Origin of the sequence: Phenylobacterium sp. J367, from assembly GCF_024699985.1 — a bacterium.
Classification (GTDB): Bacteria; Pseudomonadota; Alphaproteobacteria; order Caulobacterales; family Caulobacteraceae; genus Phenylobacterium.
In genome coordinates this window covers 1,247,829-1,269,619 of the sequence record NZ_JAJONA010000001.1, presented here as the reverse complement: position 1 = coordinate 1,269,619, position 21,791 = coordinate 1,247,829, and the positions used below count along the sequence as shown (strand labels likewise).

The following is a 21,791-nucleotide window of genomic DNA, read 5'->3' as shown; positions in this document are numbered from 1 at the left end:
CTTGGCCGACGTCATCCCCCGGCCACCGGAGGAGCCGACGGACGACATGTGCTGCCACCGCGGCTGCGATCCCTGCATCTTCGACTACTACGAGCGCGCGCTCGAGCGCTGGGAGTCCCGCGTCCGGGCCCTGGGCCACGACCCCGCGGCGCTGCTGGCGAAGTCAGTTGCTCCCCCCATCAGGGGAGCTGTCCCGAAGGGACTGAGGGGGTCGTCCCCACCGCTTCGGCGGACCCCCTCCACCGCTTCGCGGTCCCCCTCCCCCGATGGGGGAGGAACTTTCGCGGCTTGCCCTTCCCCTTCCTCCCCGCCAAAACCACCCCACAGAACCGACGGGAGACGCCACGTGGCCGACGATTACGAGATGCCGAAGGGCGACCTGATGAAGGGCAAGAAGGGGGTCGTCACCGGCGTGGCGAACCACCAGTCCATCGCCTGGGGCATCGCCCGCCAGCTCGCCGCCCAGGGCGCCGAGATCGCCTTCCTCCACCTGCCGGGCATGGAGCGCCGGGTGCAGCCGCTGGCCGACGAGATCGGCGTGAAGGTGGTGGCGCCGGTGGACGTGACCGACGACGCGGCCATGGACGCCGCCTTCGGGACCGTGAAGGCCGCCTTCGGCCAGATCGACTTCTTCGTCCACGCCATCGCCTTCGCCAACAAGGACGAGCTGAAGGGCTCATTCGTGGACAACACCACCCGCGAGGGCTTCCTTCGGGCCATGAACATCTCGGCCTTCAGCTTCGTGGACTGCGCCCGCCGCGCCGCCGAGCTGATGCCGGAGACCGGCGGCTCGATCATCACGCTCACCTACATGGGCTCGGAGCGGGCGATCCCGAACTACAACACCATGGGTGTGGCCAAGGCGGCGCTGGAAGCGGCCGTGCGCTACGCCGCCCGCGACCTGGGGCCGAAGGGCATCCGGGTGAACGCGCTGTCGCCGGGGGCCATGAAGACCCTGTCGCTGGCCGGCATCTCCGGCGGCCGCGGGATGCTGGCCAAGGGCCGGTCGCTCAGCGCCATGAAGGAGGACACCTCCATGGAGGGCGTCGCCGGCGCGGCGCTGTGGCTGGCGTCCGACCTCGGCAAGTCGACCACCGGCGAGGTGATCCACATCGACGCCGGCTTCCACATCATGGGCTTCTCGGACGACGAGGAAGCCTAGGCCGCGTAGGCCTTGAGGAACCGGGCGGCCGCCTCGGTGGCGATGCGGTCGACCTTGGCGGCGTCGAGGCCGCGGTCGACGCCCAGCAGGGCGGCGGTCTGGTAGCTGCCGATCACCATGCCGGCGTAGAACTCCGCCGCCTCCATGGGGTCGGGGCAGGCCAGGCGGCCGGCGCGGGTCTCCAGTTCCAGGAACTCGGCCAGCCGCTGGCGCGACTGCCGGGGCCCGGCCTCGTAGACCGCCTTGGCGACCTCGGGAGCTTCCGCGGCGCCGAGGATCGCGGCCCGGAAGAACCCCCGGCCAAGCGCGCCTTCCAGCAGCTTGGCGAGCAGGATGCGGCCGAAACCGGCCAGGGCAAGCTCCGGATCGGCCTGGCCCTCCGGCGTTTCCAGCGGCGCGACCATCTCGTGGACCCGGCGGTCGACCATGGCGCGGACGAGCTCGGCCTTCGAGCCGTAGTGATTGTAGATCGTCTGCTTCGAGACGCAGGCGCGCCGCGCGATCTCCTCCATGGAGGCGGAGAGCCCGCGTTCGGCCAGCACCTCGACGGCGGCGTCCAGGATGGCCTCGGTCTTGGCCAGGTCGATCTGTCCGGCGACGCGGGGCATCAGTGGCCTCCCGAAGGGCCGGCCGTCGGCTGGCCGGGCTTGGCGAAGAAGGCCAGGAACATGGCCGCCCAGCAGCCGAGCGCCAGGAAGGCGAAGGCGTCGCCGAACGACAGGACGGCGGCCTGCTTGTGCATCATGCCGCCGATCGCCTTGGCCGCGGCGCCCTCGGGGTTCGGCGCGCCGCCGGCGGTCATCATGCCGACGAGGGCGTCATAGAGCGCGCTGCTCTGCGGGTTGGCCACGCTGGCGGCGGCGGTGATGTCGGCATAGTGCACGGCCGTCTGGTGGCTGAGGATGGTGGTCAGGACCGCCAGCCCGATGGCCCCCGCCACGTTGCGGATCAGGTTAATCAGCCCCGACGCGTCCTTCATCATGCTGACCGGCAGGGTCGAGACGCTCATCTGCTGGGCGGCGATCATGGCGACCATGGTGCCGAGGCCGCGGGCGACCTGCAGGGTGAAGAACTCCCAGAAGCCCCATTCGTCGGTCACCCGGACGCCGAGCTGGATGCCCCAGGCGGTCAGCGCGAAGCCCAGCACCATGGCGATCCGCGCGTCGACCATCCGGACCACGCGCCCGGCGATCGGCGCCGACAGGAACATGGTCAGCCCGGACACCAGCATGGTGTTGCCGACCTCGGCCGATGAGAAGCCGCGGATGTTGCCGAGGAAGATCGGCATCAGGAAGGTGCCGCCGAACAGGCTGACGCCCGTCACGAAGGTCATGACGATGCCGAGCGAGAAGTTGCGGTCCCGGAACGGCTTCAGCGAGACGATCGGCTGCCAGTAAGTGAGCTGCCGCCAGATGAAGATCACCCCGGAGAAGCCCGCCAGCACGGTGAGCCAGAGGATCAGGTCGTCGTCGAACCAGCCCTCGCTCGAGCCCTCCTCCAGCACGTACTGCATGGCGAGCAGGAAGACGGTCATCAGCACGAGGCCCGTCCAGTCGATGCCCTTGGAGAGGCTGGGATCGCCCTTGTCGAAGTTGGCGTAGCGGCCGACCAGGAAGACCACGAGCAGGCCCACGGGCACGTTGATGAAGAACAGCCAGCGCCAGGACAGCGCGTCGGTCAGGTGGCCGCCGAGCGTCGGGCCGACGGTGGGGGCCAGGGTGACGATCAGGCCGACGATGACGTTGGCGGTGATCCGGCGCTCGGGGGGAACACCGTCATGGCGGTGGCGAAGATCGGCGGGGATCATTGCGCCGGCGAAGACGCCCTGCGCCGCCCGGAAGAAGATCATCATGCCGACGCTGGACGACAGGCCGACGGCGACGGAGGTGATCATGAAGCCCACCACCGCGATCACGTAGAAGGACCGCGTCCCCCACATCTTGGTCAGGTAGGCCGTGAGCGGCATGATCACCACCTCGGCCAGCAGGTAGATGGTCTGGACCCAGCTGATCTCGTCGGCCGTGGCGCCGATGCCGGCCTGGATCTGGGTCAGCGAGCTCGCCACGATCTGGATGTCGAGCATGGCCATGAACTGGCCGATGACCATGCCGCCGAAGCCGAGGAAGACCTTTCCCCAGTCGACCGGCCGGCCGGCGGCGTCCAGCTCCGGCGCCTTCGCCGCCCCGGCGGGCGGCGGCGTGGATGTGGCGACGGCGTCGCTCACGGAGGCGCCTTCCGCCCCTTACTGGGCCTGGCCGCGGCGGGCGAACCGCGAGGGCAGGATGCCGGCCTCGGCGAAGCTCGGGCCGGTGTTCTCGGTCACCGAGACCTTCACATCGACCGAGAGGCCGGGGCGGAGCGCCCCGGCCAGCGGCTGCGAGCGGTCCACGGCGATCTTCACCGGCAGGCGTTGGGCGATCTTGGTGAAGTTGCCGACCGCGTTCTCCACCGGGATCAGGGCGAATTCTGCGCCGGTCGCGGGGGCGAAGCTGTCGATCCGCCCCTTCAGGGTCTGCTTGCCGAAGGCGTCGGCCCGGATCTCCACCTCCTGGCCGATCCGCAGGCGGGAGACCTGGGTCTCCTTGAAATTGGCGATCACATAGGCGTCGCCCAGCGGCACGACGCTCATCATGGCTCCGCCGGGGCGGACGTACTGGCCGACCCGCACACCGCGCGCGCCGACCACGCCGGCGACGGGGCTGCGCACCTCGGTGCGGGAGAGGTCGATGCGGGTCTGCTCGACGGCGGCGCGGGCCGCGTCGGCCTGGGCCTGGGTCTGGGCGCGGGCCGAGCCCAGGGCGGCGGCGGCGCGCCGCTCGGCCTCCAGCGCCGCCTGGGCCTGGGCGACGGCGGCGGTGGCCTGGTCGTGGGCGGCCCGGGCGGTCTGGGCGCGCTGGTCGGACACCCAACCCTGCCGGGACAGCTGGGCGTAGCGGTTGAGCTCCGCTTGGGCGAGGCCGGCTTCGGCGTGGGCGCTGGCCACCCCGGCCGCCTTCTGGGCGATCATCGCCTGTTCGAGGCGCACCTTGTCGTCCACCTGGGCGACGCCCGCCTGCAGGGCCGCGGCGTTGGCCTCGGCCTGGGCGAGGCGGGCCTTGATCGTGGCGGGATCGATGCGGACCAGGAGCTGGCCCGCCTGCACGGGCTCGTTGTCGCCCACCAGCACCTCGGCGACATAGCCGTCGACGAGCGGGGCCACGGTCACCTTGTCGGCCTGGACAAAGGCGTTGTCGGTCGCCTCGAACCTCTGCTTGTCGATCCACCAGGCGGTCCCGCCCACGGCGAGACCCAAGACGGCCACGCCGCCGACCATCAGAGGAACCAGACGCTTCTTCGGAAGCCCCGCCATCGGCCAAACCCCAGGACTCGGGAAAACTGGACGTGAGAGTCCACCGTTCACCAACGAGCTAGGCCGCGCACCTGTAAAGCGCAAGTGAAGATTGGACGGAGGCGTCCATTTTTTCGTGGATGGCTGGACGAACCCGCCCCGATCGTGGCGTATCCGCCGCATGGCCGAACTCGACCGGGACGTGATCATCGCAGGCGCCGGCATCGCGGGCGCGACCCTGGCGCTGGCGCTGAGCCGCGCGGGCCTGAAGCCGATCCTGATCGATCCCGTGGTGTTCGACGCCCAGGTGGCGCCGACCTTCGATGGGCGGGCCTCGGCCATCGCGTTCGCCGCCTACCGCCAGTGGCGCGCGCTGGGCGTGGGCGAGGCGCTGGATCCGCACGCCCAGCGGATCGAGCAGATCCTGGTCACCGACGGCCGCTCGCCGGGGGCCGCCGTGGGCGCCGCGGGGCCGTTCTGGCTGCGGTTCGACGCCGCCGAGATCGCCGACCGCGTCGAGGGCGAGCCGCTGGGCTACCTGCTGGAGAACCGCCACATCCGGGCGGCCCTGGCCGCTGCGGTCGAGGGCCGCCGGCATCGAGGTGCTGGCTCCGGCGCGGGTGGCCGGCGCGGAATTCTCACCGCGGGCCGCCACGGTGACGCTGGCCGACGGCCGTACGCTGTCCGCCCCGCTGGTGGTCGGCGCAGAGGGCCGCGGCTCGGCCGTGCGCGAGGCGGCGGGGATCGGCACCTTGGGCTGGGACTACGCCCAGGTCGGCGTTGTGGCCACCGTCCGGATGAGCCGGCCGCACGGCGGCGTGGCCCACGAATATTTCCTGCCCGAGGGGCCCTTCGCCATCCTGCCGCTCACCGGCGACCGGGCGAGCCTGGTCTGGACGGAGAGCCGCAAGCGCGCCGAGGCCCTGAAGTCGGCGAGGCCGGAGGTCTTCCACGCCCACCTGCAGCGCCGGTTCGGCGACCACCTGGGCGAGGCCGTGGTGGAGGGCCAGGTGTTCACCTATCCGCTCAGCCTGCAGCTCGCCGAGCGCCTGACCGGACACCGCGTGGCCCTGCTGGGCGATGCGGCCCACGGGGTGCATCCGATCGCGGGACAGGGCCTGAACCTCGGCCTAAAGGGCGCGGCGGCCCTGGCCGAGGTGATCGTCGAGGCTTCCCGGCTGGGCGAGGACTTCGGCTCCGAGGCGGTGCTGGAGCGCTACGCCGCCTGGCGGAGGTTCGATACCGTCAGCCTCTCGGCCGGCATGGACGCCTTCGTCCGCCTGTTCTCGAACGACAATCCGGCGGTGCGGCTGGCCCGCGGCGCGGGCATGGCGGTGGTGAACCGCATCGGCCCTGCCCGGCGGTTCTTCATGCACCAGGCCGGCGGCGCGGTGGGCGACCTGCCGAAGCTGCTGAGGGGCGAGAGGCTGTAGAAACGCCGCTCACCCCGGCGAAAGCCGGGGCCCATTCGGCGTCGCGGTTGCATCGGATTCAGCTTGGGTCCCGGCTTTCGCCGGGATGAGCGGAATTATTCGGACAACTCGCGGGCCTCTTCCGGCAGCATGATCGGCACGCCGTCGCGGATCGGATAGGCGAGCTTGGCGCCCTTGCTGATCAGCTCGCCGCGGGCGCGGTCCAGCTCCAGCGGACCGTGGGTCACCGGGCAGACCAGGACCTCCAGCAGGCGCGGGTCGACGTCGACCTCGAAGGTGGGGACGGCGGTGTCGGGCTTATCGCTCATGGCCGTGGCCTTTACTGCACCGAGTGGGCGCCGTCATCGCCGTCCTCGAGGGCGTCGATCTCCAGCAGGGTCGTGAGCGCGTCGAAGCGGACGTTCAGGTCCTGGGCCTCCAGGAGCGCCTGCTTCTCGGCCGGCTCGAACGGCAGGCCCATGGAGAGGCTGTTGACCAGGGCCTCCAGCGGCGCGGCCGCGGCGGTCTCCCAGTCGATGTCGAGCTCGCGGCGGTTCAGATAGCGCTTCAGCGCCTTGGCGAAGCGGTTGCGGGCCTCCTCCGCGGCGTCCGCCTTCTCCTCCTCGCTGAGGTCGGCCTCGAAGCGGTCGTAGTGGGCGCGGAGTTGCCGGTAGGGTGTCTTGAGGTTCAGCTCCTCGCCGGGCTCGAAGCGGCAGACGCCGGTGAGCGTGATCAGGTAGCGCCCGTCCGAGGTCTCGGCGTAGCTGGTGATCCGGCCGACGCAGCCGACGGCGGCGAGGTTCGGGCGGGAGCGGTCGCCGCCCGGCTTTGTCTGGATCATGCCGATGACCCGGTCGCCGGCCATGACGTCGTCGATCATGTTGAGGTAGCGGGGCTCGAAGATCTGCAGCGGCAGGTCGCCGCCGGGCAGCAGCATGGCCCCATCCAGCGGGAACACCGGGATCACCTGCGGCAGGTCCGCCGCCCGCCGGTAAGGCGCCATGGTCTTCCCCTTGCGGCTCAACTGAACAGGATCGCCGACAGCCTGCGCCGGCCGGTCTTGGCCACCTCGGACGCGTGGCCGGCGGCCTCGAAGATGGTCAGGAGCTGCTTGCGCGCCGCCTGATCGTTCCACTCCCGGTCCTTTTCGATGATCGACAGGAGGTGGTCGACGGCCTCCTCCATCCGGCCCCGGCCGGCCAGCGCCTTGGCGAGCTCGAGCCGGGCCTCATGGTCGTCGGCGTCCGCGGCCAGCCGCTGCTCGAACTCGGCGGTCTCGGCGTCGCCCTCGGCAGCCAGCGCCAGGGCCGCGCGCACGCTGTCGAGCTCGGGATCCTTGGCGCCGGCCGGAACCATGGCCAGCACCTCGTTGGCGCGGTCCATGTCGCCGGACGTCAGGTAGATGCGGGCGAGGCCCGCCATGGCCTTCACGTTCTGCGGGTCGTGGCTCAGCGCTTCCGCAAAGGCCTGGGCCGCCCCGCCGAGGTCGCCGAGCTCCATGGACTCGCGCGCCATGTCGAGCAGGTCGTCCACCGGCGAGGTCCCGCCCTGGGCTTGCTTGGCGAGGCGTTCGACGAACGCCTTCACCTGGCTGTCAGGCAGCGCCCCCATGAAGCCGTCCACCGGCCGGCCGTCCACGAAGGCGAACACCGCCGGGATCGACTGCACACGCAGCTGGCCCGCGTAGGCCGGGTTCTTGTCGATGTCGATCTTGACGAGCTTCACCGCGCCCTTGGCGGCGGCGACCGCCTTCTCGAGCGCCGGGCCGAGCTGGCGGCACGGGCCGCACCAGGTCGCCCAGAAGTCGACGATAACCGGCGTCTCCTTCGAGGCTTCGATCACGTCGGCGACGAAGCTGGCGTCGGTCGCGTCCTTGATGATGTCGCCCGCCGGCTTGCCTGCGGTGTCCCCGATCAGGGTCATGAAAAGTCCCTCGGCTCGTCTGGTCTAACGTCTCGCGGTCCAAGATGGTCCCGCGGGGCCGCGTCTTCAACGCGCAGGCTCAACCACGGCCATGGCCTGGAAGTCCACCACCATCGGCGTGATCCCGATGGCGGCGAGGAAACGGAAGAAGCCGTCGCGGCTGATCGTCGTGGTGGCGGTGTTGGTCAGGGGATGGAAATTCACCGCCTCGGCCTCCGCGAGCGTCCGGTCGAGGACGAACCGGATCCGCCGGCCGGTGTCGTTCACCAGGCCGAGCGCCGTGACCGACCCCGGCGACACGCCGAGCGTCTGGGCCATCAGGATCGGGTTGCCGAACGAGAGGCGCGCGGACCCGATCACATGGTGCAGCTTCTTCAGGTCGATCGTCGCATGGCCCTCGGCCGAGATCAGCCAGAGTTGGTCCTTGGCGTCCTTCAGGAACAGGTTCTTGGTGTGGGCGCCGGGGATCTTCGCCTTGATCTCCTCGCCCTCCTCGACCCGGAACACCGCCGGATGCTCGTGGGTCACGGCGTCCACGCCGATCTCGCGCAGGAGCGAGAGGAGGCTGTCCTTGTCCTTCATGGGCTTCTGATAGCGGAACTGGACGCCGGGGCCACCCGGGCCTTAAGGGTCGGCTGAAGTCAGAATGCGAGCTGGTCCATGGAACTCGAGTGTTTCCCCGTCACCGACCGTCCGCCGGAGCTGGTGCCCGGCCGGCCGCAGCGGGCCTGGATGGACCATTTCTCGGCCCGCCATCCCTACCGCTGCCTGCCGCTGTCCATGGCCAACTCCTCGGGCTGGGAGCTGCTCTCCCCAGTGGGCTTCACCGCCGAGTGGAACGGCGGGAACATGCAGCAGGACATCACGCTCCGCCCCGACAACCCGCACCCGGACTTCCACAAGCTGGCGTCCAGCCACTTCAGCCACGGGGTGCTGACCTTCCACGCGGGCTACCTGTTCCGCACGCCGCCCGGCTGGTCGATGATGGTCATGGGCGCGCCGAACCACATCAAGGACGGCATCCAGCCGCTGGCCGGGGTGGTCGAGACCGACTGGCTGCCCTTCCCCTTCACCATGAACTGGCTCTTCACCCGGCCGGGCCGCGTGCGGTTCGAGAAGGGCGAGCCCTTCTGTTTCATCACGCTCCTGCAGGACAAGACGCTGCACGAGATCCAGCCGGTGATCCGGCGGATGGATTCGGATCCGGAGCTCCGCCACCAGTACGACGTCTGGGAGAAGCACCGCTCGGAGTTCAACCAGAAGATCTTCCGCGGCGACCCGGAGGCCACCAAGGAGGCCTGGCAGCGCTACTACTTCAAGGGCGAGTTCCCCGAGGAGGTCGCCGCCCCGGCTCCGGCCGGCCACGTGAACAAGCGCAGATTGAAGGCGCCGAAATTCGGCTGAAGACCCCGCTTGCAAACCCTTGGGCCGTCTGCCATAAGCCGGCCTCTCGAATTTCGGGGCGGCCCCACGGGCGGTTCCGGAACGGAGTGCGGGCGTAGCTCAGGGGTAGAGCACAACCTTGCCAAGGTTGGGGTCGGGCGTTCGAATCGCCTCGCCCGCTCCATATTCGGGAACCCCACGAAGGCCGCCCTCCGGGGCGGCCTTTTGCGTTTCGGGGCCTAGGGCGTCAGGGCCCGCAGCCGGTCGCGGACCTTCTCCCAGGCGCTGGGCGCAGGCGCGTCGGCGGGTTTGCGGCCCCAGACCTCGTCCTGCCAGTGGGGCACGATCTCGCCGCGGCCCCAGCGGCCGTGACCGATCTCGGCGAGCGTCAGCCCGGCCCTGGGATAGGCCTCGCGCAGAAAGGCCTCCTCGTAGGCGATCGCCGCCTCGGGCACGTCCGGCACGCTGATCCGGCAGCCCGACGGGCCCGGCAGGCCGTAGGGCAGCTCGGGCCGCGCGATCCCGGCCTCGACGTTGGCGCGGCTGACGTCGTCCAGCACGAAGTAGGTGGCGATCACCCGGCCGCCGGGCTTCAGCACCCGGGCGATCTCGCGCAGGTAGTTCTCCAGGCCGTCGGGCAGCATGTGGGTGAAGACCGAGCCCAGGAAGACCACGTCCACCGAGGCGCTCCTCACCGGGAAGCGGTAGCTGGCGGCGCTCGTCCGGGCCTTGGCGTTGTAGCGCGCGCTGAACAGGTCGGCGTGGTGGAAGCGGAAGTTCGGATAGTCGGCGAAGGCCTGGCGGCACCAGGCGATGCAGGCCGCGCCGATGTCGATGCCGATGTAGCCGCCGCCGTCGCGCAGGTAGCGGGTCAGCGGCCGGGCGATCTTCGCGCAGCCGCACCCCAGGTCGAGGATCGTCTGGCCCGGCTGGAGCGCCGCGGCGTAGATCAGGGTGTTGGCGACGATCTCCTCGCCCATCGCCAGGTAGGTCGCCCGGTCGATGCCGCCCGAATGCTCCCGGATCATCTCGTCCGGCGGAACGGGCAGCTCTTTCCCTGACGCGGCGGACATGCAGGCGGCTCCCCCCACAGCGCTGACCTTGCGTGCATAGCAGGTCGTCCACGGATCGTCATTCGGCGAACGCGTTCGCCGGAGTGCGCGCGCCTTGCTTTCCGCCCGCCCGGGGCTAAGGGAAGCGGTCCCGCGTTCCCGGAGTTGGCCATGGCCCTGTTCACCCGCCGCACCCTGATGACCGGCGCGGCCGCGCTGTCGCTGGCAGGTCCCGCCCTGGCCCAGAGCCGCGCGGACCGGCGGAAGGTGGCCCCGATCCTGACGACCGCCGACGCCGTCGACAGCCGGTCCTACGCCCGGCCCCGCGACGCGCGCGTGACCCACGTGGACCTCGACCTGGAGGCCGACTTCGCCCGCAAGGTGATCGGCGGCAAGGCGACGCTGGACATCCTCGCCCGCGACGGCGTCGACGAGGTGGTGCTCGACGCGCTGGACCTGAAGATCGCCTCGGTCACCGACGCCCGGGGCCGGCCCCTGCAATGGATCCTGGGCGAGAAGGACGGCGACAAGGGCTCGCCGCTGAAGATCCGGCTGGGCGGCGCGAAGAGGCTGGTCATCACCTATGAGGCGAGCCCCGGCGCCACCGCGCTCCAGTGGCTGGCGCCCGAGCTCACCGCCGGCAAGGTGAAGCCCTTCCTCTACAGCCAGGGCCAGGCGATCCTGAACCGCAGCTGGTTCCCGACCCAGGACAGCCCGGGCGTGCGCCAGACCTGGAGCGCCCGCCTCGTCGTGCCGGCGGACCTGGTGGCGGTGATGAGCGCCGAGCGGCTGACGCCGAAGGGCGAGCCGGCCGGGCCCGGCAAGCGCGCCTGGCGCTTCCGCATGCCCCATCCGGTGCCGACCTACCTCGTGGCGCTCGGCGTCGGCGACCTGGCCTTCCAGCCGCTCGGCGCGCGGACCGGCGTCTATACCGAGCCCGCGATGATGGCGAAGGCGGCCTATGAACTGGCCGACACCGAGAAGATGGTCGAGGCGGCGGAGCGCCTCTACGGCCCTTACCGCTGGGGCCGCTACGACGTCCTCGTCCTGCCGCCGGCCTTCCCCTACGGCGGCATGGAGAACGCGACGCTGACCTTCCTGACGCCGACCTTCATCACCGGCGACCGGGCCAATGTCAGCCTGGTGGCCCACGAGCTGGCGCACAGCTGGTCGGGCAACCTCGTCACCAACGCCACCTGGCCCGACGTCTGGCTGAACGAGGGCTTCACCTCCTACGTCGAGAACCGGATCATGGAGGCGATCTACGGCCGCGAACGCGCGGTCATGGAGGCCGATCTCGCCTGGGACGGGCTGCAGAGCGACATCAGGGAGCTCGGCGGGCCGGCCGATCCGCGGACAAGGCTCTACGGCGAGCCCGGAGGCCAGATCGACTACTTCAAGGGCGAGACCTTCCTCAGGACGCTCGAGACCCTGCTCGGGCGGGACTGCTGGGACGGCTATCTGCGCGGCTACTTCGACCGCCACGCCTTCCAGCCGCAGACCACGGCGGGCTTCCTCGCCGACCTGCGCCGGGAAGTGGTGAAGGGCGACGCCGCCCTGGAAGCGAAGCTGAAGCTCGACGAATGGGCCTACGGCCCGGGCCTGCCGGCCAATGCGGTGCACAACGCCTCGGCCCGCCTGGCCGAGGTCGACCGCTCCGTGAAGGCCTTCACCGAGGGCCGGCCGGCGGCCTCGCTCCCGGCCAAGGGCTGGACCACCCAGGAGTGGCAGCGGTTCCTGAACAACCTGCCCCGCCAGCTCCAGGCGGCCCAGCTCGCCGACCTCGACCGGACCTTCCAGCTCAACGCGTCCGCCAACGGCTACGTCCGCTCGGCGTGGCTGGAGCTGGCGATCGCCAACCGCTGGGAGCCCGCCCTGCCGTCGCTGCGCGCCTTCCTGACCAGCGTGGGCCGCGGCCTGTTCGTAAACCCGCTCTACACCGGCCTGACCCGCCAGGGTGACTGGGGCAAGGCGCTGGCCCGGCAATACTTCGCGGAGGCCAAGGGCGGATATCACCCGAGCCTCTCGGACGGGATCGCCCGGCGGCTGGCTTCGGCGGGCTGACCGCGCTCGCAGTCATACCGGAGCCCAGTCAATAGAATCTGGTCATACCACCCGAGTCATACTCAGGAATTTGCGCGACGATTTGATGAAGTTCTGTCTATTGCAACTTTGATGATCTAGATAACCATTCTACACATCGTCAATGCTGACAGTTCGTCGCATCTATTCTACGCATTCAGAACTGATTAACCAACGCGACCGAGTTTGCCCCTGCGATATTCACGGGGGAAGTCTGTGCGTGTTCCGAACTGTCTGAGCCGAGTCTGGCTCGCCGGCGCCGTCGCTGCGATGATCACGACCGTCCCGGCGCTCGCCGCCGAGGCCGATGCGCCTCTGGCCACGGCGCCCGACGCACATGTTCTGGCGCAGGCCGCGGCCGCCGACCCCGGCGCGGCGCTCGCCGCCCGGCTCGACGCCCTGGAGGCCCGCAACAGGGCCCTGGAGGCGCAGGTCGAGGCCCTGACGGCGAAGGCGCAGGCCCCCGCGCCCAAGGCCGATCCGGCGGCGACCAAGGTCACTCTCGGCAACGGCCGCCCGAGCATCGCCACCAACGACGGGCGCTTCACGGCGTCCTTCCGGGGCGTCTTCCAGCTGGACGCCGCCCACTACGACCAGCGCGCCCCCGGCCCGCTGGCCACCGACTTCCGCCGCGGGTCCTACGGCGACGCCTCCGAGGCCGACCGCGCCCGCGATCTCGGCGACGGGGCCAACTTCCGCCGCGCCCGCTTCGGTCTCGAGGGCAAGGCGTTCGGCGACTGGGACTACAGCTTCCTCTACGAGTTCGGCGGCACCGGCGTGGAGAACGGCGGCTCGATCAACCAGGCCTGGCTGCAGTATTCCGGCCTGAAGACCGCCAAGCTGCGCGTCGGCGCCTTCGCGCCGCCCGCCAACCTGGACGACGTCACCTCCACCTCGGGCTCGCTCTTCCTGGAGCGCTCGGCGGTCGCCGAGATGGTGCGCGGCCTCGCCGCCGCCGACGCCCGCACGGCGGCGGGGGTGCTGGCAAGCGGCGAGCGCTGGACGGCGTCGGCCGCGGTGACCGGCGCCACGGTCGGCCAGCAGAGTTTCGACGAACAGCTCGGCTTCGTGGCCCGGGCGAGCTTCGTGCCGGTGAAGACCAAGGACACCCTGGTCCACCTGGGCGTCAACACCTCGCAGATCCTCAATCCGCCCGCCTCGGGCCCGGACGTCGCTCCGGCCGGCGCGGTCACCAACGTCCGCTTCCGCGAGCGCCCGGAGAACCGGGTGGACGGCACGCGTCTCGTCGACACCGGCAACATCGACGCCGACAACGCCTCGGTCTGGGGCCTGGAAGCGGCCGCCCAGCACGGCAAGTTCCATGTCCAGGGCGAGTACTTCGGCATGAAGGCCGAGCGGCGGACGGGATCGCTGTCGGACCCGAAGTTCGCCGGCTGGTACGTCCAGGCCGGCTGGACGCTGAACGGCCCGGCGCGCAAGTACAAGGCGGACACCGGGGCCTTCGACGCCCCGAAGGTCGAGAAACCGTTCAACCCGAAGACCGGCGACTGGGGCGTCTGGGAAGTGGGCGCGCGCTATTCCGAGCTCGACCTGAACCACAAGGCCGGCGCCCGCGGGCTCCGCGCCCGTCGCCGACGCGGTGCGGGGCGGCAAGCAGGAGGCGCTGACGCTGGGCGTCAACTGGGCGCCGAACAACACCATCCGCTTCCAGGGCCAGTTCCAGGACGTCAAGGTGGACCGCCTGTCTCCGGGCGGCACGGCCTGGGGCGCGGGCGCGCTGACCCCGCCGGCCGGGGCCCAGGTCGGTCAGAACCTGAAGATCTGGACGGTGCGGGCCCAATACGCCTTCTAGCCTTCTGATCCTGCCGGCGATGCGCTACGGCCCTCCGTCATGACGGGGGGCCGTATGCCGTTGTCGACCAAGCCAGCCACGCTGCTCCTGCCGCTGCTCGCCTGCGTCGCGGCCACCGCCTGCTTCCAGATCGGCGCGGCCCTGGCCAAGGGCCTGTTCCCGCATGTGGGCGCGCCGGGCGCGGCGGCGCTCCGCCTGGTGCTGGGCTCGGCCATGCTGCTGCTCTGGGCCCGGCCCTGGCGGAACTGGCCGGAGAAACCGCAGCTCGGCCTGCTGCTGGCGCTGGGCGCCGGGGTCGGCGGCGCCATCCTCTTCTTCTACCTGGCGATCGCGCGGCTGCCGCTCGGCATGGCCATCGCTCTGCAGTTCCTGGGGCCGCTCGGCGTGGCGGTGCTGGGCTCCAGGCGACCGGTCGACCTTGTCTGGGCGGTGCTGGCGGCGGGCGGCGTCTGGTCGCTGGTCGGGGCGGGCGAGGGGATTGGGGCCCTGGACCCCTGGGGTCTGGCCGCCGCGCTCGCCGCCGCGGCCTGCTGGGCCGGCTACATCCTGGTGGGCCGGGCGGCGGCCAACGCCTTCGGCCGTTCGACCTCCGCGCTGTCGGCCAGCGTCGCGACCATCCTCGTGCTGCCGGTGGGCGTGACGCACGCCGGAACGGCGCTGCTCGACCCGGCGCTCCTGCCGCTGGCCGCGGTGGTCGCCCTGGTGGCGGTGGCGATCCCGTTCTCGCTGGAACTCTACGCCCTGCCGAGGCTGCCGGCCCGGACCTTCGCGGTGCTGACCAGCACCGAGCCGGCCTTCGGCGCGCTGTTCGGCTTCCTGGTGTTGCACGAGCGGCTGGCGATGAGCCAGCTCGGCGGGGTCGCCGCGGTCATCGTGGCGGCGGCCGGCGCCGCCTGGTCGAGCACCCGCGAGCTCCCGAAGGAGATCCCGCCGGCCTGAAACGGAAAAGGGCCCCCGGCGTCGCCGGAGGCCCCTTCGTCGTGTCTGTCGCCGCCGGTCAGGACGTGGGGTACTGGATGCGCGGCCGCAGGTTTTCGATCACCGCCCGGGCGTCGAAGGCCCGCGGGTCGTCGGCCGGCTTCGGGCCCTTGCCGAGGACGATCTCCGCCGAGGCTTCGAAACGGTCGACGGTGCGCACGTCCACCCGGTCGCCCCAGAACGGATCGCCCCAGTAGGGGCTCCAGCCGCGCCAGCCGTAGCCCGCGCCGTAGTAGCGCCAGGACGGCCGCCAGTAGCCGTAGCCCGGGCCGTACCAGGGCGAGTAGAACGGATCCGGGTCCACGTAGGTGCGGACTTCACGGTCGGTCTGGCGATCGAGGATGGAGAACCAGTCGTAGCCGTTCTGCACCGTCAGCTCGGCGGCGCGGTACAGCAGATAGCCTTCGACGGTCTGCCGCGAGGTCAGGGTGTTGCCGGAGAAGGTCACCCGGAACCGGTTTTCCTCGACCCGCAGCTCGGAATATCCGCCGGAAACCTTCTGGCCCGGGATGTTGGGCTGGTATGGCGTGGCGGTGGTGCACGCCGTCAGCCCGGCCGCCAAGGCCAGCGCGGCGGCGATAGCGGCGTATCTCTTTGACATTCTAGGTCCTACGCGAACGGAACGTCCCTCGAACAGACGTCTATCCCTCTGAACTCTCAGCTTCAATCGCGGTTTCCGAAAACCGTATCTGCAAAGTCTGGCGGCTTTCCGACGGATCAGCCGATCGTCAGGTAAATGTAGACCGCCCGGCCAAGCGCTCCGAACAGCAGGACGCCCGCCGCCAGCGCCTGGATCAGGAAGCCGATTTCGCGCTTCTTCGGGTCCGCCATGTAGCCCATGGCGTAGACGATCCGCCCGAGAATCCAGACGACGCCCAGGCCGGCGGCCCAGACGTCGTTCCAGTAGAGGGCGAAGAGCCACAGCGACGGCAGGAAGATCGGCAGCCATTCGAGCGTGTTCGCCTGAACGCGTATGGCGCGCTCCAGCATGGGGTCGCCGGTCATCTGCGGCGCATGGATGCCGGTCTTCGACCGCGCCCGGGCCACGTTCAGGCCGAGCGCGAAATAGACGATGAGGGCGGCGAGCGTGACGATCGCCACGAGCGCGTGGGTCTGCATGGGTGTTCCTCCCCGAACGGCGGAAAGGTTGGCATGCTTTCGGGCGGTTAGGGAACCGGCGCCATAGGGATGCGCGTTGCGGTTGCGAACGTCCACAAGGACTCACCGGCACGTGCCTTCCACCGCGATCCGCGCCATCCACTACGACGTCCGGCAGCAGCGCCTGCAGGTCCGCTTCGTCAGCGGCCAGCGCTATGAGTACGAGGGCGTGCCGCCTCGCGTCCACCAGTCCTTCGTGGCCGCCGGCTCGAAGGGACAGTTCTTCCAGGCGGAGATCCGGGACCACTACCCGTACCGCCGCCTGGAGAGCTGAAGCCGGCTATTCGCCGGCCACCCGCTTGTCGCGCTTGGCGCCGACCCGCAGGCGCAGCGCATTGAGCTTGATGAAGCCCGCCGCGTCGCGGTGGTCGTAGGCGACCTTGCCTTCCTCGAAGGTGACCAGTTCCTGGTCGTAGAGCGAGTAGGGGCTGGTGCGGCCGATGACGGTGACGTTGCCCTTGTAGAGCTTCACGCGGACCTGGCCGGTGACGTTCTTCTGCGACAGGTCGATGGCCGCCTGCAGCATCTCGCGCTCCGGCGCGAACCAGAAGCCGTTGTAGATGAGCGACGCGTACTTCGGCATCAGCTCGTCCTTCAGGTGCATGGCCCCGCGGTCGAGCGTGATGGATTCCATGCCCCGGTGAGCGTGCAGCAGGATCGTGCCGCCCGGGGTCTCGTAGACGCCGCGCGACTTCATGCCGACGTAGCGGTTCTCCACCAGGTCGAGGCGGCCGACGCCGTTGGCGTGGCCGAGCTCGTTGAGCCTGGTCAGCAGGGCGGCCGGCGACAGCTTCTGGCCGTCGATGGCCACCGGATCGCCGTGCTCGAAGTCCAGGGTGAAGACGGTCGGCTTGTCGGGCGCGTCCTCCGGGGCGATCGTGCGCATGTGGACGAACTCGGGCGCCTCCACGGCCGGGTCCTCCAGCACCTTCCCCTCGGACGAGGAGTGCAGGAGGTTGGCGTCGACGCTGAACGGCGCCTCGCCGCGCTTGTCCTTGCTGATCGGGATCTGATGCTTCTCGGCGAAGTCGAGCAGGGCTTCGCGGCTCTTGAAGTCCCACTCGCGCCAGGGGGCCACGACGCGGATGTCGGGCTCCAGGGCATAGTAGGCGACCTCGAAGCGGACCTGGTCATTGCCCTTGCCGGTGGCGCCGTGGGCGACGGCGTCGGCGCCGATGCGCCGCGCGATCTCGATCTGCTTCTTGGCGATCAGCGGCCGGGCGATGGAGGTGCCCAGCAGGTACTGGCCCTCATAGACAGTGTTGGCCCGGAACATCGGGAACACGTAGTCGCGCACGAACTCTTCGCGCACGTCCTCGACGAAGGCGTACTCCGGCTTGACGCCCAGGGTGATGGCCTTGTGCCGCGCCGGCTCGATCTCCTCGCCCTGACCCAGGTCCGCCGTGAAGGTCGCGACCTCGGCGCCCAGCTCCGTCTGGAGCCACTTCACGATGGTGGAGCTGTCGAGGCCGCCGGAATAGGCGAGGACGACCTTCTTGGGCTTGTCGGCCATGTGGGAGGGAGCCTTCGGTAGGAAATGAGAAGTCGCGGGCCTTAAAGGGCCTAAGGCCCGCGGGTTCAAGGTCTAAGCGCGCTTCTGGATCGTGCTGAGGTGCAGGATGGCGAAGAGGGACGCCAGCAGCGCCCGGGCGCCGACCACCACGCCGGCCTCCACCGCGTCGGTGGGCCAGGTGCGCGCCACATAGCCCAGCGGGAAGCTCACCAGGACGGCGATCGCCGGCAGGGCCCAGATGCGCAGGCGGCTCGCGGACGGATCGGCCCGGTGGATCGCCAGCGACAGGCTGAACATGATCGAGAGGGCGAGCACCGACAGGGCGTCGCCCACATAGGCGAGGATGCCGGCCACCTTACACCGTCACCTGGGTGCCCATCTCGACCACGCGGCCGGGAGGGATCTTGTAGAAGTCGGTCGGGTTGGCGGCGTTCTTCATCAGGTAGATGAACAGCCTGTCCTGCCAGAGCGGCATGCCCGACTGAGCGGACGGGACCACCGAGCGGCGGCCCAGGAAGAAGCTCGTGGCCATGATGTCGAACTTCAGGCCGAGCTTCCGGCAGAGCCCGAGCGCCTTGGGCACGTTCGGGCTCTCCATGAAGCCGTAGGTGATGATCAGCTTCTTGAAGTCGTCGTTCACCGGCTCGATGCGCACCCGCTTGTCCTCCTCGACCCGGGGGTCTCCGCCACGGCGATGGTGAGGATGATGTTCTTCTCGTGGAGCACCTTGTTGTGCTTGAGGTTGTGCATCAGGGCGACGGGCGAGGTGTCGGGGTCCGACGTCAGGAAGATCGCCGTCCCGGGCGCGCGGTAGGGCGCGCGGGCCTTGAGGATCTCGGCCAGCTCGGCGAGCGGCACGCTGTCGCGCCGGGTCTTGTCGGTGAGGATCTGCGCGCCACGGTTCCAGGTCCACATGATCACCACCAGGCCGCCGCCGAGCACGACCGGCAGCCAGGCGCCCTGAGGGATCTTCAGCAGGTTCGACGAGATGAACACCACGTCGAGGAAGCCAAAGGCCGCCGAGGCCAGGCCCGCCTGCCACACTGGCCGCTTCCACATGTAGCGGACGATGTAGAAGAACAGCAGGGTGTCGACGAACATCGCGCCCGTGACCGCGATGCCGTAGGCGGCGGCCAGGTTCGACGAGGTCCGGAACATGAACAGCAGGACCAGCACGCCGACCATCAGGAACATGTTCACCTGCGGCACGTAGATCTGGCCAGCCTGGGTCTCGCTCGTGCGCCGGATGTCGATGCGCGGGAAGAGCCCGAGCTGCACCGCCTGCTGGGTCATGGAGAAGGCGCCGGTGATCACGGCTTGACTGGCGATCACCGTGGCCGCGATCGAGAGCAGCCAGACCGGCCAGTAGACCAACTCGGGGACCATCTCGAAGAACGGGTTCCTGGCCGTCTCCGGGTGCGCCAGCACCATGGCCCCCTGACCGAGGTAGTTCAGGACCAGGGAAGGAAGGACGAGGTAGACCCAGGCGGCGCGGATCGGGCCTTTCCCGAAGTGGCCCATGTCGGCGTAGAGGGCTTCCGCCCCCGTCACCGCCAGGAACACGCTGCCCAGGATGACGAACCCCAGGAAGCCGTTGTCGAGCAGGAAGACCACGCCGTAGTGGGGGAGAGCGCGCGGAACACCGAAAGGTCGTCCGCGATGTGGTAGAGTCCGAGGGCGCCCAGCACCAGGAACCAGGCCGCCGTGATCGGGCCGAACAGCTTGGCGACGCTGGCCGTGCCGCGCGCCTGCACGAGGAACAGGGCGACGAGGATGACCGCTGTCGCGGGCACGACCGCCGGCGCCAGGCGCGCGCCCACGCCGGGCAGTTCCTTCATGCCCTCCATGGAGCCGAGGACCGACACCGCCGGCGTGATGATGCCGTCGGCGTAGAACAGCGCGGCGCCGGCCACGCCGAGTGCGAAGATGATCGCCGAGCGCCGACCCGGGCTGACCCGCTGGGCGAGCGCCATGAGCGCCAGCGTGCCGCCTTCGCCCTTGTTGTCGGCGCGCATGAGGAAGATGACGTACTTGACCGTCACGATCAGGACGAGCGCCCAGATCACCAGGGAGACAACCCCCAGCACGGCGAGCTCGCTCGTGCCGCCGCCCCGCGCATGGTGCAGCGCCTCGCGCATGGCGTAGAGCGGGCTGGTCCCGATGTCGCCGAAGACGACGCCCACCGAGCCCAGGGCCAGGGCCCAGAACTTCTCCTTGGGCGCGTGGTGTGCCCCTTCCGCCCCCTCACCAGGGGCGCCGGCCGGATCAGCCATCCATCATCTCCGGGGACATAGAGGCGGCAGGTCCCCTTGGGCGGCCCGATGCCGTCACGCGGGCGGCGCGATACACCCAAACGTGAGGCCGTTCAATGCCGCGGTCCAGCCGGGACATCCCGGAGACGGCGGATGCTTGCAACCCGGGCCGCGGGGCCTAGTTTCGGGCGGTCACAGGGGAAAGACGCTCCATGGATCGCAGACTGGCGCTGGTCACGGGCGCCTCGGCCGGCATCGGGGCGGCCTTCGCCCGGATCCTGGCGGGGCACGGCTACGACGTGGCGCTCACCGCCCGGCGGGCCGACCGCCTGCAGGCGCTGGCCGAGGAAATCCGCCTGCGATCGGGTGTCGAGACGCTCACCGTCGCCGCCGACCTCGCCGACCCCGAGGGTCCCGGCCATATCCTCGACCATCTGACCGCGCACGGCCGCACCGTCGACTTCCTGGTCAACAACGCCGGCTACGGCCTGCCGGGCGCCTATGCCGAGACGACCTGGACCGACCAGGCGGCCTTTCTGCAGGTGATGCTCACCGCGCCCTGCGAGCTGGCGCACCGAGTGCTGCCCGGCATGGTCGCCCGCCGGTTCGGGCGGATCGTCAACGTCGCCTCCCTGGCGGGCCTGATTCCCGGGGCGGCGGGCCATACGCTCTATGGGGCGTCGAAGAGCTTCCTCGTGAAGTTCTCCCAGAGCCTGCACCTGGAGACCCGCGACGAGGGGGTCCATGTCTCGGCGCTCTGCCCGGGCTTCACCTACTCCGAGTTCCACGACGCCAACGGCACCCGGGCGATGGTCAACGCCTCGACCCCACCCTGGGCCTGGATGGGGGCGGACGAGGTGGCCGCCGCGGGCTACGAGGCGGTGGAGGCCAACCGGGCGGTCTGCGTCCCGGGCGCGCCCAACAAGGCGGTGGCGGCCTTCGCCAAGCTGATCCCGGACGACTGGGGCCTGGCGATCCTGTCGAGCCAGAGCTCCCGCTTCCGCCAGGCCTAGGACCTCACTTGCCGTAGGGCGCGGCCGCCTCGGGCTGGATGATGCCGATGGTCGAGTCCGCCAGGCCGGCGAGCAGGAACTGCACGGCGAGCGCGCACAGGATCAGCCCCAGCACGCGGACGACGATGGTCAGGCCGATGCGGCCGAGGATCCGGGTGATCACCGGGGTCGCCAGGAACGCCAGCAGGGTGGCGATGGCCACCAGCACGATCACCGTCACACCCACCGCCGCGCCGGCCAGGCCGTAGCCGCGGGCCTGGTCGGCGTAGATCACCACGGTGGAGATCGCGCCCGGACCGATCAGCAGGGGCATGGCGAAGGGCACGATCATCCGCTCGAAGCGCTTGCGGGCGAAGGTCCGGCCGCCCTTGCGGGCCTCGTCCGGGTCCGCGGCGTCGGCATAGGTGGCGGTGAAGTCGTCGCGGGCCATCTCCAGGCCCAGCATGAACAGGATCACCCCGCCGGCGATCCGGAACGCCGGCTGCGAGATCCCGAAGAAGGTCAGCAGGCTGAGGCCGGTGAAGTAGAAGAAGGTGAGAAAGCCCACCACGAACAGCGAGATGTAGAGGGCGATGCGCGCGCGGTCGCGGCTCAGCACCCCGGCGGTGGCGGCGGCGAACACCGGCACGTTGCCGATCGGATCCAGCAGCGCGAAGAGCGCCACGAAGAAGTTGACCGCGAAGTCCCACTGGCTCATGCGTAGGTCTTAGCCCAAATCGCCC

The 21,791-nt window shown here is 70.1% G+C and carries 20 protein-coding genes, 1 tRNA gene and 3 pseudogenes; 10 read left to right on the top strand and 14 right to left on the bottom strand.

Features of this window, described 5'->3' with window-relative positions:
- Position 1 precedes the first annotated feature (1 nt).
- A pseudogene (locus tag LRS04_RS27700) lies at positions 2 to 115 on the top strand (oxidoreductase-like domain-containing protein); the annotation flags it as partial.
- 231 nt (positions 116 to 346) lie between these two features.
- Complete coding sequence (locus LRS04_RS06860) at positions 347 to 1,162, top strand: enoyl-ACP reductase (protein ID WP_257815722.1); 816 nt, start codon at positions 347 to 349, stop codon at positions 1,160 to 1,162.
- Here the strand turns inward: LRS04_RS06860 and LRS04_RS06855 are convergent.
- Genes LRS04_RS06855 through LRS04_RS06845 form a run of 3 tightly spaced genes read right to left on the bottom strand, consistent with a single transcriptional unit; the run spans position 1,159 to position 4,511 of the window.
- A complete protein-coding gene (locus LRS04_RS06855) occupies positions 1,159 to 1,770 on the bottom strand; it encodes a TetR/AcrR family transcriptional regulator (RefSeq protein WP_257815721.1) in 612 nt (203 codons plus the stop codon). The genes LRS04_RS06860 and LRS04_RS06855 overlap by 4 nt on opposite strands.
- Complete coding sequence (locus LRS04_RS06850) at positions 1,770 to 3,386, bottom strand: DHA2 family efflux MFS transporter permease subunit (protein WP_257815720.1); 1,617 nt, start codon at positions 3,384 to 3,386, stop codon at positions 1,770 to 1,772. The genes LRS04_RS06855 and LRS04_RS06850 overlap by 1 nt, the downstream gene beginning before the upstream one ends.
- Positions 3,387 to 3,404: 18 nt before the next feature.
- Positions 3,405 to 4,511: an HlyD family secretion protein gene (locus LRS04_RS06845; RefSeq protein ID WP_257815719.1), complete on the bottom strand. Its 1,107-nt coding sequence runs from the start codon at positions 4,509 to 4,511 to the stop codon at positions 3,405 to 3,407.
- 160 nt (positions 4,512 to 4,671) lie between these two features.
- Here LRS04_RS06845 and LRS04_RS06840 point away from each other — a divergent pair.
- Positions 4,672 to 5,923 (top strand): annotated as a pseudogene (locus tag LRS04_RS06840) (UbiH/UbiF/VisC/COQ6 family ubiquinone biosynthesis hydroxylase).
- A 95-nt stretch (positions 5,924 to 6,018) separates the two neighbouring features.
- On the opposite strand, the gene LRS04_RS06835 reads toward LRS04_RS06840, so the two are convergent.
- The 4 genes from LRS04_RS06835 to LRS04_RS06820 form a co-directional block, all read right to left on the bottom strand.
- Entirely contained in the window at positions 6,019 to 6,231 is a 213-nt protein-coding gene (locus LRS04_RS06835; protein WP_257815718.1) for a Trm112 family protein, read from the bottom strand.
- Between the two features lie 11 nt (positions 6,232 to 6,242).
- A complete protein-coding gene (locus LRS04_RS06830) occupies positions 6,243 to 6,905 on the bottom strand; it encodes an LON peptidase substrate-binding domain-containing protein (RefSeq protein WP_257815717.1) in 663 nt (220 codons plus the stop codon).
- Between the two features lie 17 nt (positions 6,906 to 6,922).
- Complete coding sequence (locus tag LRS04_RS06825; RefSeq protein WP_257815716.1) at positions 6,923 to 7,825, bottom strand: co-chaperone YbbN; 903 nt, start codon at positions 7,823 to 7,825, stop codon at positions 6,923 to 6,925.
- Between the two features lie 66 nt (positions 7,826 to 7,891).
- Positions 7,892 to 8,407, bottom strand: coding sequence for a prolyl-tRNA synthetase associated domain-containing protein (locus LRS04_RS06820; protein WP_257815715.1), 516 nt, complete (start codon positions 8,405 to 8,407; stop codon positions 7,892 to 7,894).
- Positions 8,408 to 8,485: 78 nt separating this feature from the next.
- On the opposite strand from LRS04_RS06820, the gene LRS04_RS06815 reads away from it, so the two are divergent.
- Positions 8,486 to 9,229 carry a DUF6065 family protein gene (locus LRS04_RS06815; RefSeq protein ID WP_257815714.1) on the top strand — a complete coding sequence of 248 codons (744 nt, stop codon included), beginning with the start codon at positions 8,486 to 8,488 and terminating at the stop codon, positions 9,227 to 9,229.
- Positions 9,230 to 9,317: 88 nt separating this feature from the next.
- Positions 9,318 to 9,392: transfer RNA gene (locus tag LRS04_RS06810), tRNA-Gly, on the top strand.
- A 55-nt stretch (positions 9,393 to 9,447) separates the two neighbouring features.
- On the opposite strand, the gene LRS04_RS06805 is transcribed toward LRS04_RS06810, so the two are convergent.
- Complete coding sequence (locus LRS04_RS06805) at positions 9,448 to 10,281, bottom strand: class I SAM-dependent methyltransferase (protein ID WP_257815713.1); 834 nt, start codon at positions 10,279 to 10,281, stop codon at positions 9,448 to 9,450.
- Positions 10,282 to 10,431: 150 nt separating this feature from the next.
- Between LRS04_RS06805 and LRS04_RS06800 the strand changes: the two genes are divergently transcribed.
- The 3 genes from LRS04_RS06800 to LRS04_RS06790 all read left to right on the top strand — a co-directional run bounded on the left by LRS04_RS06800 (position 10,432) and on the right by LRS04_RS06790 (position 15,094).
- Positions 10,432 to 12,324 carry a M1 family metallopeptidase gene (locus tag LRS04_RS06800; RefSeq protein ID WP_257815712.1) on the top strand — a complete coding sequence of 631 codons (1,893 nt, stop codon included), beginning with the start codon at positions 10,432 to 10,434 and terminating at the stop codon, positions 12,322 to 12,324.
- Positions 12,325 to 12,612: 288 nt separating this feature from the next.
- Positions 12,613 to 14,163 carry an OprO/OprP family phosphate-selective porin gene (locus LRS04_RS06795; protein ID WP_257815711.1) on the top strand — a complete coding sequence of 517 codons (1,551 nt, stop codon included), beginning with the start codon at positions 12,613 to 12,615 and terminating at the stop codon, positions 14,161 to 14,163.
- Between the two features lie 52 nt (positions 14,164 to 14,215).
- On the top strand, positions 14,216 to 15,094 hold the full coding sequence (locus tag LRS04_RS06790; protein ID WP_257815709.1) for a DMT family transporter: 879 nt from the start codon (positions 14,216 to 14,218) through the stop codon (positions 15,092 to 15,094).
- 58 nt (positions 15,095 to 15,152) lie between these two features.
- Here LRS04_RS06790 and LRS04_RS06785 read toward each other — a convergent pair whose 3' ends face one another.
- Both LRS04_RS06785 and LRS04_RS06780 read right to left on the bottom strand, forming a co-directional pair.
- Positions 15,153 to 15,734, bottom strand: a complete 582-nt coding sequence (locus tag LRS04_RS06785) for a hypothetical protein (RefSeq protein ID WP_257815708.1) — start codon at positions 15,732 to 15,734, stop codon at positions 15,153 to 15,155.
- Positions 15,735 to 15,850: 116 nt separating this feature from the next.
- Complete coding sequence (locus LRS04_RS06780; RefSeq protein ID WP_257815707.1) at positions 15,851 to 16,252, bottom strand: MAPEG family protein; 402 nt, start codon at positions 16,250 to 16,252, stop codon at positions 15,851 to 15,853.
- A gap of 112 nt (positions 16,253 to 16,364) precedes the next feature.
- Between LRS04_RS06780 and LRS04_RS06775 the strand changes: the two genes are divergently transcribed.
- A complete protein-coding gene (locus LRS04_RS06775; RefSeq protein ID WP_257815706.1) occupies positions 16,365 to 16,565 on the top strand; it encodes a KTSC domain-containing protein in 201 nt (66 codons plus the stop codon).
- Between the two features lie 6 nt (positions 16,566 to 16,571).
- Here LRS04_RS06775 and LRS04_RS06770 read toward each other — a convergent pair whose 3' ends face one another.
- The 3 genes and pseudogenes from LRS04_RS06770 to LRS04_RS06760 all read right to left on the bottom strand — a co-directional run bounded on the left by LRS04_RS06770 (position 16,572) and on the right by LRS04_RS06760 (position 20,077).
- On the bottom strand, positions 16,572 to 17,804 hold the full coding sequence (locus LRS04_RS06770; protein WP_257815705.1) for an argininosuccinate synthase: 1,233 nt from the start codon (positions 17,802 to 17,804) through the stop codon (positions 16,572 to 16,574).
- Between the two features lie 72 nt (positions 17,805 to 17,876).
- Positions 17,877 to 18,158 carry a hypothetical protein gene (locus tag LRS04_RS06765; RefSeq protein ID WP_257815704.1) on the bottom strand — a complete coding sequence of 94 codons (282 nt, stop codon included), beginning with the start codon at positions 18,156 to 18,158 and terminating at the stop codon, positions 17,877 to 17,879.
- A 1-nt stretch (position 18,159) separates the two neighbouring features.
- A pseudogene (locus LRS04_RS06760) lies at positions 18,160 to 20,077 on the bottom strand (potassium transporter Kup).
- A 191-nt stretch (positions 20,078 to 20,268) separates the two neighbouring features.
- On the opposite strand from LRS04_RS06760, the gene LRS04_RS06755 reads away from it, so the two are divergent.
- The gene (locus LRS04_RS06755; RefSeq protein ID WP_257815703.1) at positions 20,269 to 21,069 is read left to right on the top strand and encodes an SDR family oxidoreductase; all 801 of its coding nucleotides are present in this window, start codon (positions 20,269 to 20,271) and stop codon (positions 21,067 to 21,069) included.
- 4 nt (positions 21,070 to 21,073) lie between these two features.
- Here the strand turns inward: LRS04_RS06755 and LRS04_RS06750 are convergent, their stop codons facing one another.
- The gene (locus LRS04_RS06750; protein WP_257815702.1) at positions 21,074 to 21,766 is read right to left on the bottom strand and encodes a MarC family protein; all 693 of its coding nucleotides are present in this window, start codon (positions 21,764 to 21,766) and stop codon (positions 21,074 to 21,076) included.
- Between the last annotated feature and the right edge of the window lie 25 nt (positions 21,767 to 21,791).